Origin of the sequence: Parapedobacter soli, assembly GCF_025460835.1 — a bacterium.
GTDB classification, from domain to species: domain Bacteria; phylum Bacteroidota; class Bacteroidia; order Sphingobacteriales; family Sphingobacteriaceae; genus Parapedobacter; species Parapedobacter soli.
Genome location: NZ_JAMXAY010000001.1, coordinates 281,049 through 304,327 on the forward strand (window position 1 = coordinate 281,049; position 23,279 = coordinate 304,327).

The following is a 23,279-nucleotide window of genomic DNA, read 5'->3' on the forward strand; positions in this document are numbered from 1 at the left end:
ACAGATACAGCCATTAATCCCCGTAGCCCGGCGCTTGCCTCAAGTTGGGGTTTATATCCATTTGCCCTTGCGGGATGGGCCATATATACATCCTTTTTGAGAAATACCGGTTCTTGTAAAAAGTCCGCTTGTAGAATGCTTGCGCATCGTCCTTATCGTCGCTTTTGCGCGTACCGTTGAAATTCATCCCATAGAGAGTAGTATTGAAGAACTTCTCGCCCAGCTTCCACCTCCGCACATCGTTGAAACGTATGCCTTCGCAGTTGAACTCGATTCGCCGCTCATGCTGGATGGCGGCTCGCAGCTTCGTCTGGTCCAGGCCCGGCTCCAAATTGGGGATACCGGCGCGCTCCCGCACCAAATTGACGTAATGGTAGGCTTCGTCCGATGGCCCCTCCGCCTCATTGAGGGCCTCGGCATAACTTAGATATGCTTCTGCCAACCGATATAAGATACCAGGCTGGTAGGTAAATCTTCCCTCGCGCGGGAACACATCCAAGCTAATCCGTTTCCGTACGTTGTATCCATTTTGGGGTGCGTCAAATGTCGGCCCCGTATCTCTCCCGCCCCCCTGTAGAAATTCGGTCCGCCTATTGGCAGCGCCCAACCAGGCCTCATTGAATATCACCGACACATAGAATCGAGGTTCACGGTTACAATACATATTATACGTACCGTCCATCGTAACCGGTCTCAAACCGTTTTCTGCCAAGCTTTCAGGCCCTCCACCGGCCCACGCAGTTTCCCGCCTATCCACTTCCGTAGAGAACCCGTTCTCTATATAACCCGAAGCCGGGTTGATAATGGGAGATCCATCGTCATTGTAGCCGGTAATCGGTGCCACACCATTCTCCATATAAAATGCATCCACCAATTCCTGGGTAACACCCATGCCCGCGTTCCCGCCGATACCTTTCGGCAAATGGTGCGCCTGGAAGCCATTCAAATCCCAGTTTTCCGGCCGGCCGAAAATGATTTCGCGGTTACCGGCACTGAACGACTTGAGGGACATGTTATAATAAGACATAAACGGATCGATGGAACCATCGGGATTGTATTCCTTATACAGCGCATACCCCGCACCGTGTGCGGCATCGATCAGCTCCTTATGTGCCGTTGCGGCCCGTGCCCACTTCTGGACATCGTGGTTAGGATCAAAGAGGTTTACACCTTCGGCATTCTGCCACTCGCTCAAGTCGGGGTTACCGTTATATAGCGGGCTCGCGGCAAAGAGCAACGTCCGTGCCCGGACAGCTAGGGCCATTATCGACGTTACCCGCCCCCAGTCGTTGCGATCGGTATAAACTGCCGGAAGCTTAGTTGATACGTCTTTCAGTTCCTGGTCAATCCAATCTACGATTTCATCATAAGGCGTTTGCGTTGTCAGCAGTTCAGAAGCTGGCGCATCGATGGCATACACCACCCCCGGCGCAAACGGAATCGCACCATACAATTCGATCATAAGCGAATAATAATAGGCAATCAGAAAACGCACCTCGTTTTTCATCTGGTCTACATACTGTTGCGTAAGTCCAGCTTCGGGGATAACCCGTACTTCTTCTAGGAAAATCAATCCCGTACGTATCCGCTTGGGCAATTCCACCCAATAGTTGGGGTTCCAACCCGAGTTGGGGTTCCAGTTTGCCATGGTATAGGCGTACACATTGGCCCACCCAAATTGCTGCCATTCTTGCGGAATCGTAATGTCATCGGCCATGATATTAAACCCTTGATCTTTAAAGTAGCCCCACATTGGGCTGGGTACCGAAGAGTAAACGCTGGCGAGCCAGTCTTCCGTTCTGATCTTATCGGTAAATATCATTTCCATAGTCAGCTGATCATCCGGCATTTTATCCAAAAAATCAGAACAACTTGTATTCAGGAACAGAAACAAGGTTGTTAAAATCGTGATAATGTGAAACTTTTTCATCTTACACCTAGTCGTTAAAATTAATAGTCAACCCAAACGAAACCGATTGCATCTGCGGGTATCTCAATCCGTCAGTGGTTTCCAGCTCGGGGTCCCAAAGTTTGAAGTCGGAGAACGTAAGCAGGTTGGATCCCCTCGCAAACAACCGGCAATTGCGTATGCCAATTTTTTCGGTGGCCTTACTGGCAAAGGTGTATCCTAATTCAATGTTTTTGAGGCGTATGAAACTCATGTCGCGCAACCACCACGTCGACCTCCGGTCGTTGTTCGCTGTCGCCCTGTTCCCCAACCGTGGCCAGAACACATCTTGGCTTGGGTTTTCGGGCGTCCACCGATCGTCGATATTCGAAAAGATATTCCCAGCACCCAGCACGGACCCAGGCAACCAGTTTTCACCGCCCAGCAGTTGGTAGGTTTTGCCGGTGCCCTGGAAGAAAAACCCGAAATCAACTGCTTTATACCGTACATTCGCACCGAAACCGTAGACAACCTCCGGCACCCTGGTTCCGCCAATCGCGGTCTCATCCAAGGTATTAATGACACCATCGTTGTTCATATCCCGGTATCTGATATCCCCTGGACGCAGGTTATTGACATCACTGAAATTTTGTACGGGAATTCCCTCCTTCAACCTGCCGTCCGCATCAAAATCATCTTCGGTAAACAGCCCTTCAGCTATCAGTCCGAACATTTGTCCAACCGGTTTTCCCGTTGCAGAGCGATAGGTCCCGATAATCGACAGTGGCTCGTCAATTTCGATAATCTTATTATGTGCGTACGTGTAGTTGGCTATCCCTGAAACAAACCAATTCCTGTTGAGTTGTTTACTGATGTTCAGCGACATGTCAACACCCTGGTTATCTACCTTGCCGAAGTTAGCCCAAATCGCCCTGTTGAAACCGGCACTGCCGGGCACATTGCGGCGCTCCATGAAAATATCCTCGCGGCTTTCCTTAAATATATCTACCACGTAGTTCACTGAGTTATCCCAAAAACCCAGCTCCAAGCCAAGGTTTCGCTTGGTCACCGTTTCCCAAGTCAGGTTGGGAACACCCACGTCGCCTTCTGCCCGGCCCAGGCGATACACAAACGGCGGCTCGGTACCCCAATTGTAATAACCGGTATTGACGATAGTCGAGATGTAAGCAAAACGATGGGTCCCGATATCAGCACCTAGGATACTATTACCTGCCTTGCCAATCGACCCACGAAGTTTCAGGTTGGAAACAACACCACGGAGCGGATTCATAAATGCTTCCTCCGATACAATCCAGCCTAATGCTACGGCGGGGAAGAAACCGAAACGCTTCCCCTTGGCAAAGTTTTCCGAACCGTTATAGCCGAAATTAAACTCCCCCACGTACCGCCGATCGTACGTATAGGAGAATCGGCCAGCTATCCCTTGGTTGCGATAAGGGAGTGCATCACCACGGTCAAAATCTTTCTGGTTATACAACAACATGGTGTTGATATCGTGGGTGTCGTCGAAGAGGCGGCTATAGGAGAGCATCCCTTCCAAGTAGACGCTCTGATCGCCCCACTGAGATCCAATGCTATGCCCTAAAAACTGTTGTCCGTGATGCGATATCGTGGTAATGAGATTTCCGTTGGCGTCCCGTGCCGATGCGGGGTTGTAGTAATCGGGAGTCTTAGCACGGGTTACCGAGTTGCCCGAAAACTTATCGAAAGCAAAAGTCAATTTAGCCTTCAAACCCGGTGTTACAAACCGCAGATCCTGCTCAATGGCTGTCAACGCTTCGACCTTAGAATGGTTCATCTTCTCGAAGCCTCGCTGGGTAGCCCACGCCCACGGGTTCTCCTTGGCAAAAACCCTGGGGATACGCCCATCAGCATAGATCGGGGGATGAATATATGGAGGTATCCGCATCGCTTGGTAGAAAATCCCGAAATTAGACTCATCATTGCCCGGAGGGGCATTCTTCGTTTGCAAGAATCCCCCAAGATTAACCCGCAACAATGTCGTGGGCGTCACATTGACATCAACGTTGGATCGCACGGTAAACCGCTCCACCTCCAACGAAGAATCCCACGCTTGATTCGGATCACGCCGGATGATTCCGTCTTCATCGTAATACCCTAATACCAATGCATACCGTAAAATACTCGACCCTCCATTCACGCTTAAGTTGGCTTTCATGGCTTCCGCATTGTCTTTAGCCACTACATCCCACCAGTTAATGTCTGGATACAATTCAGGGTCGGTTTGGTGTTTATAGTTTAATAACGTGGCGTCACTGACGAACGGCGCCTGCCCGTTATCCAAGTTCATCTCGTTCATCAGTTCCAGGTATTTGACACTCCCCACGTAGTCTAGTAATTTGATGGGCGATGTGTACACCTTCTCATAACGTGCGTTGATCTGCGGTTTGCCCACCTTTCCACGCTTTGTATTGATCATAATCACGCCGTTAGCACCGCGTACGCCGTACACGGCACTGGCAGCTGCGTCTTTCAACACCGAGAACGATTCAATTTCTTCGGGATCGATGTCGTGGAGCGACCGCTCAACACCGTCAACAAGCACCAACGGGTTGGCATTGCCCGTAAAAGTACTGATGCCCCGGATCCAGAAATCAGAATTATTGAACCATGGGTTACCACTGCGTTGAACAGCGATCACGCCGGAGACCATACCGGCCAAATTATTACTGAGCGACCTGCTTGGTGTCATCTGCAGCTTAGCCGGGTCTACATTACTGATGGCGCCAACCACAGAGGCCTTCTTTTGGGTACCGAACCCGACTACGACGACTTCGTCCATAGTACCTTGGTCGGTTTTCATCTCTACGTCTACCGTGGTTGATTGCCCGATACCGATTTCCTGAGCAACGAAGCCAACCGAGCTGAAAACCAACGTGGCCTCTGGCGGAACGTTATCGATGATAAACCGGCCATTCGCATCAGAAGACGTACTCTGGTTCGGGTCGTTTTTTACCCGGATGGTCACCCCTTCTAAAGGATTCCCCTGTTCGTCGGAAACGCTGCCTGTAACCGTTCGTTGTTGCACTTCCATCGCTGCGCCAGTCGTCACGGCTTGCGGAATTTCGGGCAGCTCCGTAATCACGATAGTATTCTCGGTAATTTCATAGGTCAATGACATGGGCTCCAACAGCGATTTCAGTGCACGGCTAAGCGGTGCGTTTCTCACCTTGATGGATACCGGATCTGCCGGATCAAGAAAACGGTCATTGAAGACTACCATCAGGTTGGTTTGCTGCTCGATGGACTCAAACACCTCACTGATGGGTTGGTTCCGCATGTTAATAGAGACCGTCTGCGATCGCGTTTCAGCACTCAGGTGAATACAAACGACAAGAAGCAATACGGAAGTTAATCTCATAATTCGAAAGAATTGCTCACTACCTCGAATAGGTATATTTTTTCCCCATAATGGGAGAAAATCATAATTTATCATTACGTTTGGGGGTTTAGACAGTTAACTGACTAGTTTAAATACTCCAAATTTACTACTGGTTGTGTCTGAACAACAAGGGGGGTGTTCGCAGCACTTCCCTTTGTTCGTGATTGGGTTATGTATCTCTCTTCATACTGATAAGCTTTTTGTTTTCAAATTGGTTATTGAGTTCTTATTGATTTATAATTAGTATTCGGTCTTTTAATTCTACATTTATCGCAGACAACCGCAGAATATCCAAAACGCCCATCAGCGATACATCCCGCCTGATTTTGCCGCTGAATGTTTCTTCGGGGATTTCACCGTTATACGCCACCTCCACGTCATACCACCTCGACACCTGCTTCAACACGTCCGCCAGTGGGGTTTTCCGAAAATGGAACTTTCCGCTTTTCCACGCGACAAATAGCTCGGTATCAACAGGGTCGACACGTAGCCCTAATCCGCCAATGCTGACTTGAGCTTGCTCACCCGGTTGGAGGAGGATTGCTCCTTCGTTCGACCCCACCCTGACGCGCCCCGTAACCAGCGTGGTCTTGGTCTCAGCATCGTCTGGATAAGCTGATACATTGAACTCCGTGCCCAACACTTCGATCTGTTGGCCATCCGATAAGACGACAAACGGCCATAACGCACCGGTTGACGAACTCACTTGTTCACGGACATCAAAATAAGCCTCGCCGGTTAATTCCACGATTCGCCGTTCACCCTCGAAACGACTGGGGTAGGTCAGTAATGAGCCCGCATTGAGCCATACCCTGGTCCCATCTGGCAAGGTGATCTGATAGGTGCCCCCCCTGGGGGTTGATAACTGATAGGTGGTCGCTGATTGTGACCTTTCCGGGATACTTCCCTCAACCATCAACCCTGCTTGGTCGACCACGTTGCTTCCGTCAGCATATGTAGTAATCCCTTTACCCACGATAATCCCTTCCTGCTCCTCACTCAAATCTATCACTCGACCATCTGTTAATGTCAATGTGGCACGGTTTCGCCCCGGGGGTATGTCTTGTACCGCCTGCGGGTCGACAGGGGCTGCCTTCTCTGGCCAGCCGGTCCAAAAATAGCCGACCCCCAATACAACCACGAGTATGGCGGCCGCATAAGGCATCATTCTTATCAATACGGAGCGCTTTGGCTTGGTCCGTACCTTAGCCATCAACTGTCTGTACATTCGTGCTTTCAATTGGGCCTCCGTATTCTGATGGGCTGCCGGTAAAACAGTTTGGGTATCATCCAGGCTATTGTACCAATCGATCAAGATAGCTAACTCCTCGTTGGTAAGTGTGCCAGCTGCCAACTTGGCAAGTAAATTGTCGATGGTGTTTTCTTGGTACATTACAAGCGGGTTCTTTCACAGTAATAGACACCAAAAAGAAACAGGGGGGTAGGTGTATGTTCAAAAAAAACAAAAAACAGCCACCAACCATACGGTTGTGCCGAGTTTTCCGCGGATATCTCGATTGGCTTTCTTCAGATGGTATTTCACGGTGTCTTTAGAGATTGCCAATTCGTCGGCAATTTCAGCCGTAGTCTTACCCTCTTTCCGACTCATTTGGAAAACGATCCGACATTGGGTGGGAAGGGCTTGTATCGCTCGGTCTATACGCTCTTGCAACTCACGTGCAATCATTTCGAGTTCAGGCGATGGATGGGCCGTATAATCTACTACATAACCTTGTGCACGCAGCCGCTCCCGGTGCCGTTTCAACCGCCGGTTAAACACCTGGTTGCGCACAGCAACAGCGAGGTACGCGGATAAATCTGCATTCACAATCGTCAGCCGCTCCTTCTGTAACCAGAGTTTGTACAAAACATCCTGAACGCACTCTTCGGCTTCTTGTTGATCGCCGATACGATTCATGGATACAACAAACAGTTTGTCCCAGTAGCGATGGTAAATTTCGGAAAGCGCGGCTTCATCGCCGTGCCGTAGCCGAGCCACCAGTTCCTGGTCTGTATATTGTCGGTAAATCGAAGCCATGGTTAGTCTTCCGTTTTTACAGGAACCTCAAGTTTAGTGAATTTTTCCCACTTTAATGACATTTTTACGAATACGCCGCAAAAAATCGATTTGGCAATCCTGTCACCTGTGGCGAAACTCTCGCCTAATGCGGTGCAAAACTCAATTCCCAGAAAGACTTCTCTTCCAGCACTTCGTTGGAAATGTTCAGTAATTGGCTGGCACCAACTGCATTTATCTCGATAAATAATTCGGCCAACGTGTGCACACGGCCATAGTCCAGCAAGCTTTTACTCAACGAAATAATGAGGCTTAGTCGATTTTCTTCCGCGAGTGCGATTTGCCCTTTAAACTTCTGCTTAGCCTGGTGCAGCTGCATCACGCCGAGCTTACGCGTTCGTAGTTTTTTAAGTTCGTTGACAGCGAGGCTGCGGGCTCGTTCAACCTTCTCCTCATCGGTGCCAAAATAGATGTAAAACAGGCCGGTATCGGAATATGCAGTGTAATTTGAGTCAATAGTATAAGCGATACCATGCTTCTCGCGCACCACCAAGTTCAGTCGGGAGCTCATTCCCATCCCGCCAAGTAGGTTGTTTAACAACAACAACCCCACTCGGTGATTATCGTGGATGCTATAGGCCCTGGTGCCCATTACGTAATGTACTTGGTTGATTGGCTTGTGCGAAGCTACTTGCCGAGGAGCGGCCGTCGGTGGTTTACCACGGAGCTTTCGTTGGTTGTTTTCGGGCAGGGTTCCCAGTATACGTTCGGCCAGTGCCTTTACCTTCTTCAGTTTATAGTTGCCGCTTATACCGATGATGATTTCGTGGGTATTGTAGTTTTGTTGAATGAAGTACCTGATATCTGCCTTGGAAAGCGTCTGTAAATCGGTAGCCGTTCCTAAGATGTTATGCCCCAGCCCGTGCCCTTCGAACACCAGGTCTTCGAAATCGTCCATGATGGCATCTTCGGGGCTATCCAAATAAGAAGCCATCTCGTCGAGGATAACCCCCTTTTCCTTTTCCATTTCGTCTTCCGGGAAAACCGAATGAAAAAACAGGTCTTCAAACAAATCCAACGTCCTGCTGAGGTAAGGGGTCAGGAAAGACGCATGGATACAGGTATACTCCTTAGTGGTGTACGCATTGAGGTCGCCGCCCACTACCTCCAGCCGGTTAAGTATCTGATTAGTGCTGCGTTTGTCCGTCCGTTTAAACAACAGATGTTCGATAAAGTGGGCCAGCCCATACTTCCCCGCCGGCTCATCCCGCGCCCCCGCATTAACCAGCATGCAGGCGTGCGATACCGGCGATGCAACTTGCTGCAGCACAATCCGGATACCATTAGCCAAATGAATAACCTCACATCCCATTGCGGCGCAAGATAGTGAAAATCGGCCTTATTCGCCGCCACCCGGGAAGCCGCCGGGCCCACCCGGGCCTCTGGGACCCCCAGGGCCACCCGGACCATCAAACCCCATCCGCCCACCGGCGAAATTGGAGAACCTGTAAGACAATGTGAGGAGGAAATAACGGGCCAACCGATTGGTCCGGCTATCGATAATCATGTCTTCGGTGACACTCCGTGATACGTTGGTCTGTTCGTTGAGCAAATCATACGCCTGGAAGCGGATGGCACCATTGCGTCCCTTCAAAAACTGCTTCTCGATATAGGCATTGATGATCATCGGGTTGGCATCCACCGTACTGCTGTACCCGCTGTTGGTTGTTTTTGCCAAGTCGGCACCAAATATCCAAGTGGGTGTTATATTTACCGACCCGTCAAGTGTCAGTGCCCACGTGGAAACATTTCTGTTGCTTCCTGATGAGACCGTATTATGTGTAGTATTGTAGGTATACCGCACGCCCGGCGTGATATCTACATATTCGGTTGGGTTATAGCGGAGTCCCAGCCGCTGGGAAAGCACCCAGTTCTTGGCAACGTTACGCGCCGTATTGAGTACCGGCGAGCCCGCGAGCTCCTCTTCCGTCGTGATAAACGAAATGTTATTGTTATACGAAAGCATTCCGCCAAACGAGAACGTGTACTTCTTATTGGCAAATGGTTTTGAGAAATTGTAGAAACCCCGCGTATTATAGAAGCCGTCGGTATTAAGGTATTCGGTAGCCTGAACCAATCCGATCGAATCATCCACTGATGTGGTACGGTTGGTTACAATTTTATCTTCAGACAACGATCCGGAGATGCCGACAAAGAAAGATGTACCCTCACCGATATTGAAATTTCGGTAATTGATACGTACCTCGTGCGAAAATTCTGCTGACAGGTCCGGATTACCCGTTACCGGTGCATTCACGTTGGAATAATCGGTAAATGGCTGCAGCTGCGTAAAGCTCGGCTCATTGGCGCGCCCCGAATAATTGATATTAAAACGTTTCGTCCGCGATAGCTGATACTCCAGTCGCGCCACCGGCATCCAGTTGAAGCCGTTGCGGTTGATCTCGATGGATTGCCCGTCTATATCGGCACCGCCACGCAATAAGTTGGGCTGTGCGGCTACCCCCAATGAATAGTTCCACTTATCGTTGCGGTACCTATAGGTAAGCGAGCCCCGATGGGTATAGAAGGTATAGTCATAATTCCGGCTATTATTGTACTCCGGATTATCGATGATCATACCGTCCAAATCATAGGCATTGGCCCTACGGCTGTTGTCATACGACGCAAAGTTGAAATCATAGTTCAGCTCCAACGTGCTGTGCTGCCCCAGCGGTTCAATATACGATACCGTAGCACCCCCATTCAGATTTTTATTCTGCAAATCAACCAAGTGTTGCTGATATACGCTGTCGAGTTCCTCGATCGACGTTTCATACACCAACGTGTTGAGTATCCGTTCCTGATCCTGTTCGGTGCTTGCAGTATTCAACGAAAAGTTAAAAAAGACATTACGCCCATTGTCACTCAGCCGCCTATTATACAGCCCGCTTGCCCCATAATTCGGGGCAAATGATTTATTGAGCTGGCGATTGGTCAACTCGTTTATCAATTGCTGGCCAATTGTATTGCTACTCAGCGATAGGTTATTGGCGCGGCTCTGGCGAACACTAAAGTTGGGCGACAGTTTGATATAGTTCTTGCTGTCCGGCTTATATTCCATATTCCAGCTGAATCGATGGTCGTTACCCAGACTGCCGTTGTCCATGTTGCTGGTTACATAAGTGGTCGATTCCTGTAGGAACACCTCGCGGAATTCATCACTCAACGTGGTATTATCGGTATGGCCAAAGCTGTACTCGCCATACATAGTCAGTTTATCGTTGAAATCTTGCCGGTAATTTATGCCGATGGACTGTGTATTGGTAAGCCCATTCGAACCGCCCCAGCCACCTCCGCCGAAACCACGGCCGAAGCTACCACCACCCCGGCCCCGCCGGGCTCCGCCACTCCGGATATTGAAATCGAACAGACTGGCATTGACGTTATTCAGGTTGCCCAGGACGGAAAGCTGCATTCCCTCCTTAAACTTACCGTACGACCCGGTTACCTGGTACCGGTCGGATGTACCACCCCCCACGCGGAAATTACCGAAGTCGCCGTTGTTGCGGTCGGGGGCTATTTCCAGGTTCAGCACCCGTTCCGGGTCGCCCGACCGGTTACCCGTGACATTGGCCATGTCGCCGTAATCATCGACAATCTGGATTTTTTCTACAATCTCTGCCGGTAGGTTTTGGATGGCTGCCTTGATATCTCCACCAAAAAAGTCCTTGCCATTGATCCGTGCACGTGTCACAGACTCACCTTGGGCTGTTACATTCCCGTCTTTATCCACCTCTACGCCATCCAGCTTCTTGAGTGCGTCTTCCACTAATGCCCCCTCGCGCAGTTTGAGATCCTTGGTTGCATACTCGAGTGTGTCCTCCTTCACGGTGATCGCGGCCATACCGGTAACAGAGACCTCGGCAAGCATCTGGCTGGACTCGCGGAGGGTAAGCGATACTTTTAACTCGTCTTTTCCGGCTTCAAACGCATGCCGCTGCCTCAGGGTATCGAAGCCTAAGCTGGTGACAGTGAGCACAAAGCTACTGCCTCTGATATTGTTAAATGAAAAGATTCCTCCTGTTCCGGAGCTCGTTTGAACCGAATCAACATCAGACACCAGTTTTACCGATGCCCCGGCTATCGTGGCCCCGTTCGGGTCGCTGAGCGTACCGATAACGCGCTTATTGGTCTGGGCAAAACCGGTGAGCCCGAAAGCGACAAAAAAAACGGCAAACAGACCGGTGTAAAACGTTTGCCTGAAAGCAGGTGGATTGGAAATTTTCATTCGATATAATTGCAAATTAGTTGTTTCATTCGTTTGCCAGCAGTGATTTCACCCATACGCCCGGTTCTTCCCGGGGTTTCGAGGGCATTTGGCTACCATAACCATAAGGATAACCATAGCCGTAACCGTATGGATAACCGTAGCCGCGGCGCATGGTAGGTACCGATGTACCACTACCGGGAATCATCACGCCATTGATCTTGACATTGAACGCAAATTCATCACCGTCATCAACCGAAATCCCCAGGCGCGCCAGCGGCACCACCATTTCCACGCATAACGCATCTGTGGTGTCGAGCGTGGCCCGGGCATGGATGCCGTACGTGTTTTCCAACGAGATCTGTCCATCGAGTACATCATCAAACCGCATCACATATATGGCACGTATGGCTTCCAGCGCGCCCTTCCTCATATCGTCTGGCCGGTCGTCGTTATCGGCCGACATGATGGAGCGGAAAGCAAGCCGATCGGCAACCGGAAAGTAAACCGTAGGACCATCGCGCTTCTTTCCTTGGATATTTACCATAAAAGCCAGGCCCTGTGCAAAAATCTGCATCTGCCGATCTTTGTCTTGAACACGCATGGCCACATAGACATTTTCCGCGTCGTTCTTAATATGGTAGCGGAATTGCTGCGTAGCATGTTCGTACTGCAATGAATCGCCCCAGTCGTCGAGCTGGCCATCGACGACAATGCCCCTAGCCCAATCCAACGATTGCTGGATATTGCCCTTGTTGCGCTGTGCAAACGCGGGGTTGGCGCCTGCCAACATCCCTATCATACAAATTCCTATAGCCGTACGTGTTGCCATAATGCGTGGTTTTGACGTTTCCTTCATGATCAAGTTTAATTGTATAAGAATTATTACAAGCGAGGTTTTAAACCCTTATGCCGTTCAGCCGCAAAGGTATGTGTTTCGGCTGGAAATTAGCTTTATCTGGACAGCTGCATCATCTTTTCCGGCATCTGTGGATGATAACAGCTTGCATATAAATCCGAACTTACCTAAGTTTGTCTTTCCAGTAACGAAACTGAGGACAACGATGCTACTTTCCAGGTATCAAGATGTGTTTGTAGAGGCCGGTTGCGACGAGGCTGGGCGAGGGTGCCTCGCAGGCCCTGTGTTTGCAGCAGCCGTCATCTTTGCAGGCAACTTCCGCCACGATATACTTAACGATTCCAAGCAGCTTTCAGCCTCCCAGCGTCACGCATTGCGGGGGATGGTGGAGACTGAGGCCTTGGCTTTTGCCGTGGCCAGCGTAAGTCCGCAGGAAATCGACCGCATCAACATCCATAATGCGTCCTACCTCGCCATGCATCGTGCGCTGGATATGCTGACGCTGAAAGCAGAGTTCATCTTGGTAGACGGAAACCGGTTTATCCCTTATCACCAGGTTCCGCATTGCTGCGTGGTGAAAGGGGATGGCAAATACCTTTCGATTGCGGCAGCGTCTATACTGGCAAAGACCTACCGCGACGAATACATGGAAAACCTGGCGGACGAATTCCCCGTATACGGCTGGCATCAAAACAAGGGATACCCTACCATCCAGCACCGCAATGCCATCCTCGAGCATGGGCTCACTCCCCATCATCGCCGGACATTCCGCGTCACAGACCCACAGCTGAAGCTCTTAGTGTGAGGCCGCCGCACGCGGCGGCTTCCGTCCACTTGCCGCGGCAAGAATGGTATGCCTACCAACTGTTGGAGGCATTTCTAAAATAGCTATATTTAAAATCGATATGAACACAGTAAATAAAAATGGCATGATGACACGTCCCACAAAAAATCTATTGACGCTCCTGGCAATGGCATTCGCCATGGCTAGCTGTACACAGGCGCCGCCCGTCAACGAGGTTTCCGTCTTCGTATCGGGAAACGACGGTTACGAAAGTTACCGCATCCCCGCCATCATAAACGCTCCCAATGGAGACCTCCTCGCTTTCTGTGAAGGGCGGGTACATGGATCGGGCGACTTCGGCGACATCGATATCGTACTGAAACGAAGTACCGATAACGGAAAAACATGGAGCAGCATGCAGAAGGTGGTCGACTACGACACCCTACAAGCGGGCAACCCCGCCCCGGTGGTCGACCTGCTGGACCCGGCATATCCCGAGGGACGGATTTTTCTGTTTTATAACACCGGCAACAACCACGAAAGGGAAGTGCGCGAAGGACTCGGCTTGCGCGAAGTTTGGTTCATCACGTCTACAGACGGGGGCAACACCTGGTCCGAAGCCACCAACATCACCACACAGGTGCACCGGCCCAACCAACCGGATACCCATCCGGACTATCACTTCGCCGAAGACTGGCGCAGCTATGCCAACACCCCGGGGCAGGGCATGCAATTCGACCAAGGCAAATTCAAGGGGCGAATATACATCGCCGCCAACCATTCATCCGGAGCCCCCCAAAAAGCATTCAAAGACTACAACGCACATGGTTATTACACCGACGACCATGGCAAAACCTTCCACCTGAGCGAGGTTGTCCCGTTCGAAGGCAGCAACGAATCCATGGCTGCGCTCATCCACGGCGACACCCTGTTGATGAACTCGCGCAACCAGCAAGGGAATGTACGCAGTCGCATCATCTCGCTGAGTAGCGATGGCGGTGCCACATGGGACACGACGTATTACGACCGGCAACTGCCTGACCCGGTTAACCAAGGCAGCTTATTGGCCTTCGACGGCGCAGACGGCAAGCCGCTGCTAGCCTTCTGCAATGCGGCGGATACCGCGCACCGCGACAACCTGACAGTACGTGTGAGCAACGATGGCGGGAAAACATGGTTCTTCAACCAGCCCGTTGCCAAAGCTCCCGAAGGGTATGAGGGTGCATACGCGGCGTACTCCGACCTCGTAAAGATCGGCAACGACAGGTTGGGGGTACTCTTTGAAAAAGACCGTTACACACAGATTGTTTTCACCGAGGTGCAATGGCACGAATAGCAGCAACAGCACCGGCGGCAGACTAAGCTGCCGGTTGCTTTCGCCAAAACTCGATCCAGATTGCCACTGCCAGCCCAAATACCAGTAGGATAGACCCGATAAGCGAAATTGTCTCACCCAGATGGTAAGACCGTGGTTCGAACTTGAACTCCACCTGATGGTTGCCTCCCGGCAATTGCAGTGCGCGCAGCACGTAATTAGCACGCAAAATAGGCAGTTCCTCGCCGTCTACATAAGCTTTCCAGCCTTTATCGTACCATATTTCCGAAAAGACAGCGAGTGCATCACGCGGGGTAGAATATTCATAGATGAGGTGGTCTGGCCGATACGAGGTAAGTTCGATCGATGCGTTCTCCGGTAGGCTCAGCCGGCTCTCGTCCAGCAGCGGTTTGAACTCTTCGTGGATAAACGCCTCTTTCGATGGGTCGAATACGTTGATGGCGTCCATTTCTTCCTCGTTGCTCGCCACGATAGTCACTTTCTCCACAAACCAAGCATTGCCGGCAGCAGTATTTCGCCGCTGGATGCGCTGATTATTTTCGTTGTCGGCTGTAATAAGGTAGCGCGTATTCAGCATGTCGAGCACATCCTCATTGATTGCGCCCGAAAACTGCCGTTCAATCAGCTCCTGGTAGCGCATCAGCTTGGCCGCGTGGTAACCACCGATAGATTTGTGGAAATACGATGTCCGCGCATCAGCAAACGGATTCGTGGTGATGTCAAATACCCGGTAATCGGGGTCCTTATCCATCAAAATCAGCTTGTCCACTTCCCGTTCCGGATTGAACTGCCGCGCCAGCTGCAACTTGTCAGCAAACCGATCGTCATTCAGGTACCGTTTATCGACACCCCAAAGGTCGATCAAGGTCACAACCCCCAACAGTACCACCGCGGTCTGCGCCTTCAGTTTATTTTTAACCAGCAGCCACACCAATGCAAATGTCGCCGCAACAAAAAGCAGCGAACGGAACGCATCGGCCCTGGCCAACGATACACGGTCTTTAACCAATGCTGCCATCAGCTCGTTTGCAAAGGTATTGTCTTGTAGCTGCTGACCGTACTGCTGGGTCATGGCCTGATGATTCGAGCTTTTGAAGCTTAGAAACAAGTCGGGCAAAACGGCAATCAACAACGCAACGCCGCCCACGCCATAAAACACATACAACACCTTCTTATCCAGCTTTTTGATAGCTAGTCCGTTCTTAATAACCTCGTTTATCGAAAGTACGGCCAAGACGGGGACCAATAAGGTAGCAATAATCAGGATAGACTCTACTGCCCTAAACTTGTTATACATCGGGAAGTAGTAAAAGAACAAGTCTGAAACGAATGGGAGATGCCGTCCGAACGAAAGCAGCAACACCACCGCTGTTGTACCTACCAGCCACCATTTGATACGTCCCGGCACAATAACAAGTCCCAGCACAAATAGGAACACGATGCCGGCACCGAAATACCACGGACCGGAGGTCCCGGGCTTTTCCCCCCAATAGGTTGGTAGGTTAGCCGCAAAACCGGCCGCTTGATTCGGATCAGCTCCTTTATTGATTACGAGTTTGGCTACGTTCGACTCGCCATCCAAACGGGTAGACATGCCGCCACCGTAGGCGTTAGGTATCAAAAACGTGAGACTTTCGCCCACACCCTGGCTCCAATGATATGCGTAATCGCGACTCACACCATTGTCGGCACGCTGCGTATTTTCGGTTTTCAGGTTGGACTTCCCACGCAGTGTCTCTTTGCTATATTCATAGGTGGGCCACAATAGCGAGGCATTTACCGCTATAGCTACTGCCACTGCCGCCACCTGGTAGGCAATCGCCTTGCCGAACGCCAGGAGCCGTTTCTCCCGGATGGCCCCATACGCCTCTATGCCCGCCAAAATCAATGCTGCCAAGAACAGGTAGTACGTCACCTGGATATGGTTCACCCGGATTTCGAGTGCCATGGCCAATGCTAACAACACCGTTCCCCATAGGTACTTACCCCGGAATGCCAATAACATGCCGGCCAGTATGGGAGCCATGAAGGCTATAGCATACGTTTTATTGGCGTGGCCGGCCTCGATATAGATGAAGTTGTACGATGAAAATGCAAATGCGATAGCTCCCACCGCCGCAAGCCAGGGTTTCACCCGGAGTACAGTGAATAAAAGGTAGGCACCGATCAGGTAAAGCAATACCACGTCGATGGGGTGCGGGAATACCCCTTTGAAACCACGCATCAGGTAGGTGGTCAGGTTATTGGGCAGCTCCATCAGTACCTGGTAAGACGGCATCCCGCTAAACATCGAGTTTGTCCACAACGGCATATCGCCGTCGCGCGCTTTGATACTCAGTATCTCCTGCTGCCCGGCCTGTGCCTGCAGTACGTCATGCTGGTACAGCACCTTCCCCTGCCACGCGGGCGGGAAATAAATAAACGTGATAGCGATAAAAATGCCAATTATCGCCAAGTGGGTTGCGTTATTGTTGAACCAGGTTTTCATTCAATGGCTTCAATTACTGTATCTCGATTGTCGAATAAAGGCCAAACTTAGATAAAATGCGTGGTATTCGCGAACTCCCGCCCAATAAAAATATCGTTGTTCCCTACTCCCCTTTCTGGATAAGGCGGTTGATGTCTTTCAGCTCGCCGAACAGCACCAGGATGTCATCATCCGCCAATACGGTATCAGACTGGGCAATGCCCGTCGCCTCCGTATTCACTTTCATCTTACCATCTTCCAGCGTTTCGGCCGATTTTATCGTGGTGAGTACAATCACTTTGAATCTATTGGTGAGGTTTGCTTCTTTCAGTGTCATGCCCACATACTTGGCTGGCACCTTGGTTTCAACAATGCTATAGCGTTCCGATATTTTAAACGAATCCACGATATCCGTATTGTCTAGCCGCATCGCCAGCCTCGCCGCCGATTCCTCTTCGGGCATGATATACTCGTCGATATCCATCGCTTCCAGTACCGTCTTCTGCAAGTCGGAAACCACACGCCCAACAATCCGCTTTACTTTGAGCTGCTTGAGCAGCGCGGTGGTGAGCAGCGAGGCCCCTTCGTCTTCGCCTATTGCCACGATGGCAGCATCCGCATCTTTGAGCGGCAGCGCACTCATGGCGTCTGCGTCGGTGGTATCCATGCGTACGGTATGTGTGATTTTCTCTTTCAGCATTTCCACCTTCGTCATGCGGTTGTCGGCTCCGATGACCTCATGGCCCAGCTCGGTGAGGCGGATGGCGAGGGCCTTCCCGAAATTTCCCAATCCTAAAACGATAAACTTCATGATGCTCTATTTAAAACAATATCTTTTCCTGTGGGTATTCGTAACTTCTGTTTCTCGTATTCTTCACAAGTGCCACGAGCAATGTAAGCAAGCCCACACGGCCAATGAACATGCTACAGATAATGATCACCTTCCCCGCGGCGCTAAGCTGCGGGGTAATGCCCAAGCTCAACCCACAAGTAGCATACGCCGAAAAGCTTTCGAGCGCGATAGACATAAACCCAAGGTGGCTGTCCGTAATCGCGAGGCCAACCAGGGTGGTGCCTACCGCCAGGAAGGAGAGGGCAATGATGGCGAATGCCTTGCTCACGGAGTCGGAAGATATCTTACGGCCGAATATTTCCAGCTTATCCTTCCCCTTGGCAAGGCTAACGATATTGAGGAGCGCTACGGCAAATGTGGTAGTTTTAACACCTCCACCGGTCGACCCCGGCGATGTGCCCACCCACATCAGGAAAATTGCCGTAGCCAGCATGGGCATCGAAAAGCTACTGGCATCGGCCACGCTGAACCCAGCCGCACGGGCGCTGTTGCCCGTAAAAAAGGCAGCGGCCAACTTCCCCCACCAGGTATCGTGTGCCGCTAATGTATGGTTATACTCCAACACGAAAGTGGCCGCGGTGGAAAAAACTACCAATATCAAGGTAACCCACATAATGAGGCGGGTGTTGAAACTGATTACCCACGCACGGTGGGTGTAAGGCTTGCCATGGAAAATACGCAAGAAAATGTTGACTGCCCATCGTTTGATGAAGGTATAGGTATTGAAAACAATACCGAATCCCAACCCGCCGAGGATGAACAGCAGCGAAAGGACCACCTGCATTTCATAATTGAAGCGGAATGCAGCTTGGCTCAACCCGCCCGAGGCGGTGGTAAAGCCGGCGTTGCAAAATGCCGACACCGCATGGAAAACCGCAAAGAATACACGGTCTCCATAGCTTTTAAAAGCCGTAGCCTCCGTACTGAAAAAGATGAACACGGCTCCCAGCACCTCGAAAAACAGGGTGATGAAGATAATCTTCAACAAGGTGTTGATTACCGAGGCCACTTTATTCTGCCCCAAAAACTCACTGTACATCAGCTGGTTTTTGTAGGAGAACCCGCCACTGAAAAAATAACCGAAGAAGCCTGTAAATGTCATGATACCCAGCCCTCCCAATTGGATAAGTATCAGGATGATGGTATGGCCGAATTCTGTAAATCGCGTAGCAATATCCACTGTGGCCAAGCCGGTGATGCAGACTGCGCTAGTAGCCATAAACAGGGCATCCACAAAAGGCAATGGGGGCCCTGTCGTGGTTTTCGGCAGCATCAGCAATAAGGTACCCACAAGAATAAGTACCAAAAAACTAATGACGAATAAGATGGTCGGATTAAAATAGAAGTTGTCGAAGAAGAGACTGCTTTTTGACAGCTCGGTAAGGAATACCGCAAACACCCCCAGGTAGAGCCACTCTTCATCGCGGAGGAAAACCAAATGAGGCTCTTCGGTTACCCTGGCCACAATGACGGTCAGAAAATACAACGATAGCACCAGCCCCCCGTAATGAGCAACACCGACTTTCCGGACGGCCAGAATAGAACACCCGATACGGAGAGCTCCCAGGAAAAACAGGCCGTAAAACAACCATGTAATCAGTTCCGTAAACTGCCGTGCCGTAGCTTTATCCGTGTTGTATCCGAGATGGAAGAGCACAATCATCGCACACACTAAGCTGACGTAAAGCATCACCCGGTCGACAACACCCTCCCGGTACTTGAAAATATACTTGATGTCGCTCAGCATGCCAGCGTTCTTATCGCTCTACGAGCTCGATGTGATATAGCTTACTCCAGAGTTTACCCGTTACAAACAGGCGGTCGCCCCCGCGGTCATAAGCTATCCCGTTAAGTTCATTGTCGAAATCAGCTTTATCCGGATAGATACCTATCAGGTTAATCTCTCCTTCCACTGCTCCGGTTGTGGGGTCTATGATTACGATAATGTCTTTCGTATATACGTTGGCATAGACCTTACCATCGATGTATTCCAACTCGTTGAGGCTGTCCATAGGCCCTTTGCTGTCGTACACTTCAATAAAACCCTCTTCGGCATACGTGTCTTTATTGAGGAAATAAAGGCGGCTGGTACCGTCCGAAAGGATGAGCCGTTCGCCATCAAAACACAACCCCCAACCCTCCTTAAATGACCCATAAGGGAATTCCCCGATTTTGGTAAGCGCACCTTTATCATAGATAAAGCCAACGTTATTGCGCCAAGTCAGCTGGATCACCTTATCATGGACGATGGTAAGCCCTTCGCCGAAATATTCGTCGCCCAGCGGTATACGCTGCGCGGCTTCTCCGGTTTGCAGGTTCACCTTGCGCAGGGTCGACTGGCGCTCCCTCCCGGTACTTTCGTAAAGGAACCCGCGCTCATATTCCAGTCCCTGCGTGTAAGCTTCAGGGTCGTGCGGGTATTCGGCTACGACCTTAAATCCATACCGCTTCGGGGCAGGCGGCACCACCACGATATTGCTATACGCCACCCGTTCCTCACCGTTGTGGTATAGCTTGGCACTGAGCGTACGGCTACCAAAAGCAGCGTTTTCCGTATCGAGATTCACAACAGCGCTATCGGTTTTCCGTGCAAGTACTTCCCCATCCATGCTATATACTACGGAGTCGAACGAAGACACCTCTTCCGGGAAAATCAGCTTCATAGGCACCGATTCACCCAGCTGCACCAATGTGCCTGCCTCCGGCGTGTCAAAGCGGAACTTGGATGCTTTTTTCTTCGTATTGCACGAGGCAACGAAGAAAAACAGTGCCAACGGTATATAGATTAATCTGTTCATGCGGACAAACTTAGTTATTTTTCTTCGCGAACAACTGCCCTATACGGTATTAATCGGGCCAGAACGCGTCGCGTATCAATCGGATATTACGCGTTTTATCCTTCTCCGAATACAAGATGGAGACCACATCGAACCGGATTTCCCCACCATATTTGTTGGCGGCGATATACTGGTTGGCGGCCCGTGTAAGCTTGGCCTGCTTTTTATAGTCGACAAACTCGTAGGGCATTCCGTAAGCATGGCTGGCCCTCAGCTTCACTTCGACAAAAACCAGTATGTCACCGTCGTCGGCGATGATATCAACCTCCAGGTTCTTGTAACGCCAGTTTTGGTGCCGTATCCGGTAACCGTGCTGTTGTAACAGCGCTACAGCTGCGTCTTCTCCCAGCTTACCCTTTTGAAGTGCATTCATTTATTTGACAACGATAGTACCTAATTTCTCGGCGATAACTTTCGATACATCCTTCAGTCTCTGGTAGTTGGCCAGCATAATTTCCATATTGGCAGCATCGGTTTCTTCTTTTATTGCCTCCCGTATCTTTACAATCTGTTGCTCCACTTTCCGCTTTTTTATCCGGTATATCGCCCCGTAAAGCAGGTCCTCCAGCCGCTCCGACTCGTGGGAGACATAGATTTTACGCTTTTCGTCATTCCAGTTAGGGCTCAGGCTATATTTGGTGGCAAGCAGATCTATCGCGAGATCGGAAATCGTGCGGTCGCGGTGGGCGATAAACACCCGCTCTTCCGGTAGTTCCCCGCGGTCGATGTATTCGCGGTAGATATCGATTATGGCGAGGCAGGCTGAGTCGTCGAACGACACATCGCTCAACCCACTTAACAGGAGCGGGGCTATCGGTATGTCACCTTCCTCCCAAGTGGCGGGCTTGCTACCGTAATGGAGTAAAATCCGAATAATTTCGCGCTCGTGCAATAGGTCTGATGATACCCGGGCCACAGGTACCGGCGTTCCTTGGTTATCGGCAGGTGCCTCTTCCTGTGGTTGTGCCTGCGGCTGCTCCATTTTCCGGTCGGCCTTCTTCGCCCGGCCGATACGTAATTTGTTGAGTTCGGCAATGAGTAGCCTTTCCTCGATGTCGAGCAGCACACTGCATTCGCGAACGAAGACCGAGGCCTTGATTGCGTCAGGGATCAGCGCGATACTCTCCACCACCTCATGGATGACGCCGGCACGCTTTACCGGGTCGTTGCCAGCGTCGCGCAGCAGCACATGGGTTTTGTAGAAGATGAAGTCTTGCTGATGCTCGGCGATATATGCCTTAAATGCCGTCGATCCAAATTTCTGGACGTATGAGTCGGGGTCGTTTCCATCCGGGAAGAGCAGTACTTTTACATTGAGCCCCTCTTCCAGCAGCATATCCGTACCGCGCAGCGATGCCTTGATTCCCGCCTCATCGCCATCATAGAGGATGGTTACATTCTTGGTATACCGTGAAATCAGCCGCACTTGCCCACTGGTGAGCGAGGTACCCGAAGATGAAACGACATTTTCTACACCAGCCTGGTGCATGGATAGCACATCTGCATATCCTTCCACCAGGTAACAGTTGTCGGCGTCGAGGATCGGCTTCTTGGCCTGATAGAGACCGTACAGCACATCCGATTTATGGTAAACCTCACTCTCGGGCGAGTTAACATACTTCGGGGTTTTCTTATCCGTTTTCAGCGTACGCCCACCGAAGCCCAATATACGGCCTGTGAGGTTATGGATGGGGAACATGACGCGGCCACGGAACCTGTCGTACACGCCGCCGTCGTCTTTGCGGATGATGAGGCCCGTAGCCTCCAGGAACTCGTCCTTATGGCCGTCGGCCTTCGCCCGGTCGTACAGTGCGGTCCACCCTTCGGGCGAATAGCCCAGCTCAAATTTCTGGATAATATCGTCGCGATAGCCTCGCTCGCGGAAATAATTGAGCCCGATGGTACGGCCCTCTTCGGTGTCCCACAGGGTCTCCTTGAAAAATTTCCCGGCCCAGTTCGTTACGATAAAAAGACTCTCGCGCCTGTCCTGTGCAGCGGCCTGCTCAGGGGTACGCTCGGTCTCCTCGATTTCGATGTGGTATTTCCCCGCCAGGTACCTCAGCGCTTCGGGATAGGAGTACTTTTCATGTTCCATGACAAAGCGAACCGAATCGCCACCTGCACCGCACCCGAAACATTTGTAAATCCCCTTGCTCACCGAAACATGGAACGAGGGGGTTTTCTCGTTATGGAATGGGCACAGGCCAGTCAATGACGTACCCCGTTTTTTGAGATTAACGAAATCGCCTACGACCTCCTCCACCCGGGCAGCATCCAGTATTTTATCAACAGTCTCTTGCTTGATCACATGCCACTATTTGGTAGGGTAAAATTAACGAATAAGGAAGAACTACCAAGAATATCCCAAAAATATTGCGATTTGTAGCAAACCGGCCACAACAGAAACGCCTGTTATGCAGTTATTTTATATTTTTGCCACGCGATGTATTCACGCAACAATATACCGAGATATTTATCAATGAAGATTAACCCGTAAATACGATGAAGATAAAAAATATATGCTGTATCGGTGCCGGCTACGTTGGC

15 protein-coding genes are annotated in these 23,279 nt (G+C 50.8%); 2 read left to right on the forward strand and 13 right to left on the reverse strand.

Translation table 11 applies throughout. The features are described 5' to 3' along the window. Nucleotides 1–13: 13 nt before the first annotated feature. The 7 genes from NGM62_RS01085 to NGM62_RS01115 all read right to left on the reverse strand — a co-directional run bounded on the left by NGM62_RS01085 (nt 14) and on the right by NGM62_RS01115 (nt 12,428). Nucleotides 14–1,930 carry a RagB/SusD family nutrient uptake outer membrane protein gene (locus NGM62_RS01085; protein ID WP_262245296.1) on the reverse strand — a complete coding sequence of 639 codons (1,917 nt, stop codon included), beginning with the start codon at nt 1,928–1,930 and terminating at the stop codon, nt 14–16. A 7-nt stretch (nt 1,931–1,937) separates the two neighbouring features. After that, on the reverse strand, nt 1,938–5,291 hold the full coding sequence (locus tag NGM62_RS01090) for a TonB-dependent receptor (RefSeq protein ID WP_262245298.1): 3,354 nt from the start codon (nt 5,289–5,291) through the stop codon (nt 1,938–1,940). A 247-nt stretch (nt 5,292–5,538) separates the two neighbouring features. Continuing rightward, entirely contained in the window at nt 5,539–6,705 is a 1,167-nt protein-coding gene (locus NGM62_RS01095; protein ID WP_262245300.1) for a FecR family protein, read from the reverse strand. A gap of 60 nt (nt 6,706–6,765) precedes the next feature. Next, complete coding sequence (locus tag NGM62_RS01100) at nt 6,766–7,350, reverse strand: RNA polymerase sigma-70 factor (RefSeq protein WP_262245302.1); 585 nt, start codon at nt 7,348–7,350, stop codon at nt 6,766–6,768. Between the two features lie 124 nt (nt 7,351–7,474). Further along, nucleotides 7,475–8,701, reverse strand: coding sequence for a M16 family metallopeptidase (locus NGM62_RS01105; RefSeq protein WP_262245304.1), 1,227 nt, complete (start codon nt 8,699–8,701; stop codon nt 7,475–7,477). A gap of 27 nt (nt 8,702–8,728) precedes the next feature. Further along, the gene (locus NGM62_RS01110) at nt 8,729–11,617 is read right to left on the reverse strand and encodes a TonB-dependent receptor (protein ID WP_262245306.1); all 2,889 of its coding nucleotides are present in this window, start codon (nt 11,615–11,617) and stop codon (nt 8,729–8,731) included. 25 nt (nt 11,618–11,642) lie between these two features. Continuing rightward, a complete protein-coding gene (locus NGM62_RS01115; RefSeq protein ID WP_262245308.1) occupies nt 11,643–12,428 on the reverse strand; it encodes a hypothetical protein in 786 nt (261 codons plus the stop codon). A gap of 232 nt (nt 12,429–12,660) precedes the next feature. Between NGM62_RS01115 and NGM62_RS01120 the strand changes: the two genes are divergently transcribed. Together NGM62_RS01120 and NGM62_RS01125 are read left to right on the forward strand one after the other, a co-directional pair. Next, the gene (locus NGM62_RS01120; RefSeq protein WP_262245310.1) at nt 12,661–13,260 is read left to right on the forward strand and encodes a ribonuclease HII; all 600 of its coding nucleotides are present in this window, start codon (nt 12,661–12,663) and stop codon (nt 13,258–13,260) included. Between the two features lie 100 nt (nt 13,261–13,360). Continuing rightward, nucleotides 13,361–14,575: a sialidase family protein gene (locus tag NGM62_RS01125; protein WP_262245312.1), complete on the forward strand. Its 1,215-nt coding sequence runs from the start codon at nt 13,361–13,363 to the stop codon at nt 14,573–14,575. A 22-nt stretch (nt 14,576–14,597) separates the two neighbouring features. Here NGM62_RS01125 and NGM62_RS01130 read toward each other — a convergent pair whose 3' ends face one another. The 6 genes from NGM62_RS01130 to dnaG form a co-directional block, all read right to left on the reverse strand. Further along, complete coding sequence (locus NGM62_RS01130; protein ID WP_262245313.1) at nt 14,598–17,063, reverse strand: YfhO family protein; 2,466 nt, start codon at nt 17,061–17,063, stop codon at nt 14,598–14,600. Between the two features lie 103 nt (nt 17,064–17,166). Next, complete coding sequence (locus NGM62_RS01135) at nt 17,167–17,853, reverse strand: potassium channel family protein (protein WP_262245314.1); 687 nt, start codon at nt 17,851–17,853, stop codon at nt 17,167–17,169. A gap of 10 nt (nt 17,854–17,863) precedes the next feature. Continuing rightward, the gene (locus tag NGM62_RS01140) at nt 17,864–19,642 is read right to left on the reverse strand and encodes a TrkH family potassium uptake protein (protein WP_262245315.1); all 1,779 of its coding nucleotides are present in this window, start codon (nt 19,640–19,642) and stop codon (nt 17,864–17,866) included. 10 nt (nt 19,643–19,652) lie between these two features. Next, nucleotides 19,653–20,693 carry a glutaminyl-peptide cyclotransferase gene (locus NGM62_RS01145; RefSeq protein ID WP_262245317.1) on the reverse strand — a complete coding sequence of 347 codons (1,041 nt, stop codon included), beginning with the start codon at nt 20,691–20,693 and terminating at the stop codon, nt 19,653–19,655. A 49-nt stretch (nt 20,694–20,742) separates the two neighbouring features. Further along, nucleotides 20,743–21,105, reverse strand: coding sequence for a YraN family protein (locus NGM62_RS01150; protein ID WP_262245318.1), 363 nt, complete (start codon nt 21,103–21,105; stop codon nt 20,743–20,745). Further along, a complete protein-coding gene (gene dnaG / locus NGM62_RS01155) occupies nt 21,106–23,040 on the reverse strand; it encodes a DNA primase (protein ID WP_262245320.1) in 1,935 nt (644 codons plus the stop codon). It lies immediately after the preceding gene. Nucleotides 23,041–23,279 lie beyond the last annotated feature (239 nt).

Bases quoted from the DNA above. Each gene is read 5' to 3' on its own strand.
- NGM62_RS01105 (WP_262245304.1), bottom strand. From the start codon at position 8,701: ATGGGATGTGAGGTTATTCATTTGGCTAATGGTATCCGGATTGTGCTG.
- NGM62_RS01115 (WP_262245308.1), bottom strand. From the start codon at position 12,428: ATGGCAACACGTACGGCTATAGGAATTTGTATGATAGGGATGTTGGCA.
- NGM62_RS01150 (WP_262245318.1), bottom strand. From the start codon at position 21,105: ATGAATGCACTTCAAAAGGGTAAGCTGGGAGAAGACGCAGCTGTAGCG.
- NGM62_RS01090 (WP_262245298.1), bottom strand. From the start codon at position 5,291: ATGAGATTAACTTCCGTATTGCTTCTTGTCGTTTGTATTCACCTGAGT.
- NGM62_RS01085 (WP_262245296.1), bottom strand. From the start codon at position 1,930: ATGAAAAAGTTTCACATTATCACGATTTTAACAACCTTGTTTCTGTTC.
- NGM62_RS01100 (WP_262245302.1), bottom strand. From the start codon at position 7,350: ATGGCTTCGATTTACCGACAATATACAGACCAGGAACTGGTGGCTCGG.
- NGM62_RS01130 (WP_262245313.1), bottom strand. From the start codon at position 17,063: ATGAAAACCTGGTTCAACAATAACGCAACCCACTTGGCGATAATTGGC.
- NGM62_RS01125 (WP_262245312.1), top strand. From the start codon at position 13,361: ATGAACACAGTAAATAAAAATGGCATGATGACACGTCCCACAAAAAAT.
- NGM62_RS01095 (WP_262245300.1), bottom strand. From the start codon at position 6,705: ATGTACCAAGAAAACACCATCGACAATTTACTTGCCAAGTTGGCAGCT.
- NGM62_RS01120 (WP_262245310.1), top strand. From the start codon at position 12,661: ATGCTACTTTCCAGGTATCAAGATGTGTTTGTAGAGGCCGGTTGCGAC.
- NGM62_RS01140 (WP_262245315.1), bottom strand. From the start codon at position 19,642: ATGCTGAGCGACATCAAGTATATTTTCAAGTACCGGGAGGGTGTTGTC.
- NGM62_RS01110 (WP_262245306.1), bottom strand. From the start codon at position 11,617: ATGAAAATTTCCAATCCACCTGCTTTCAGGCAAACGTTTTACACCGGT.
- NGM62_RS01145 (WP_262245317.1), bottom strand. From the start codon at position 20,693: ATGAACAGATTAATCTATATACCGTTGGCACTGTTTTTCTTCGTTGCC.
- NGM62_RS01135 (WP_262245314.1), bottom strand. From the start codon at position 17,853: ATGAAGTTTATCGTTTTAGGATTGGGAAATTTCGGGAAGGCCCTCGCC.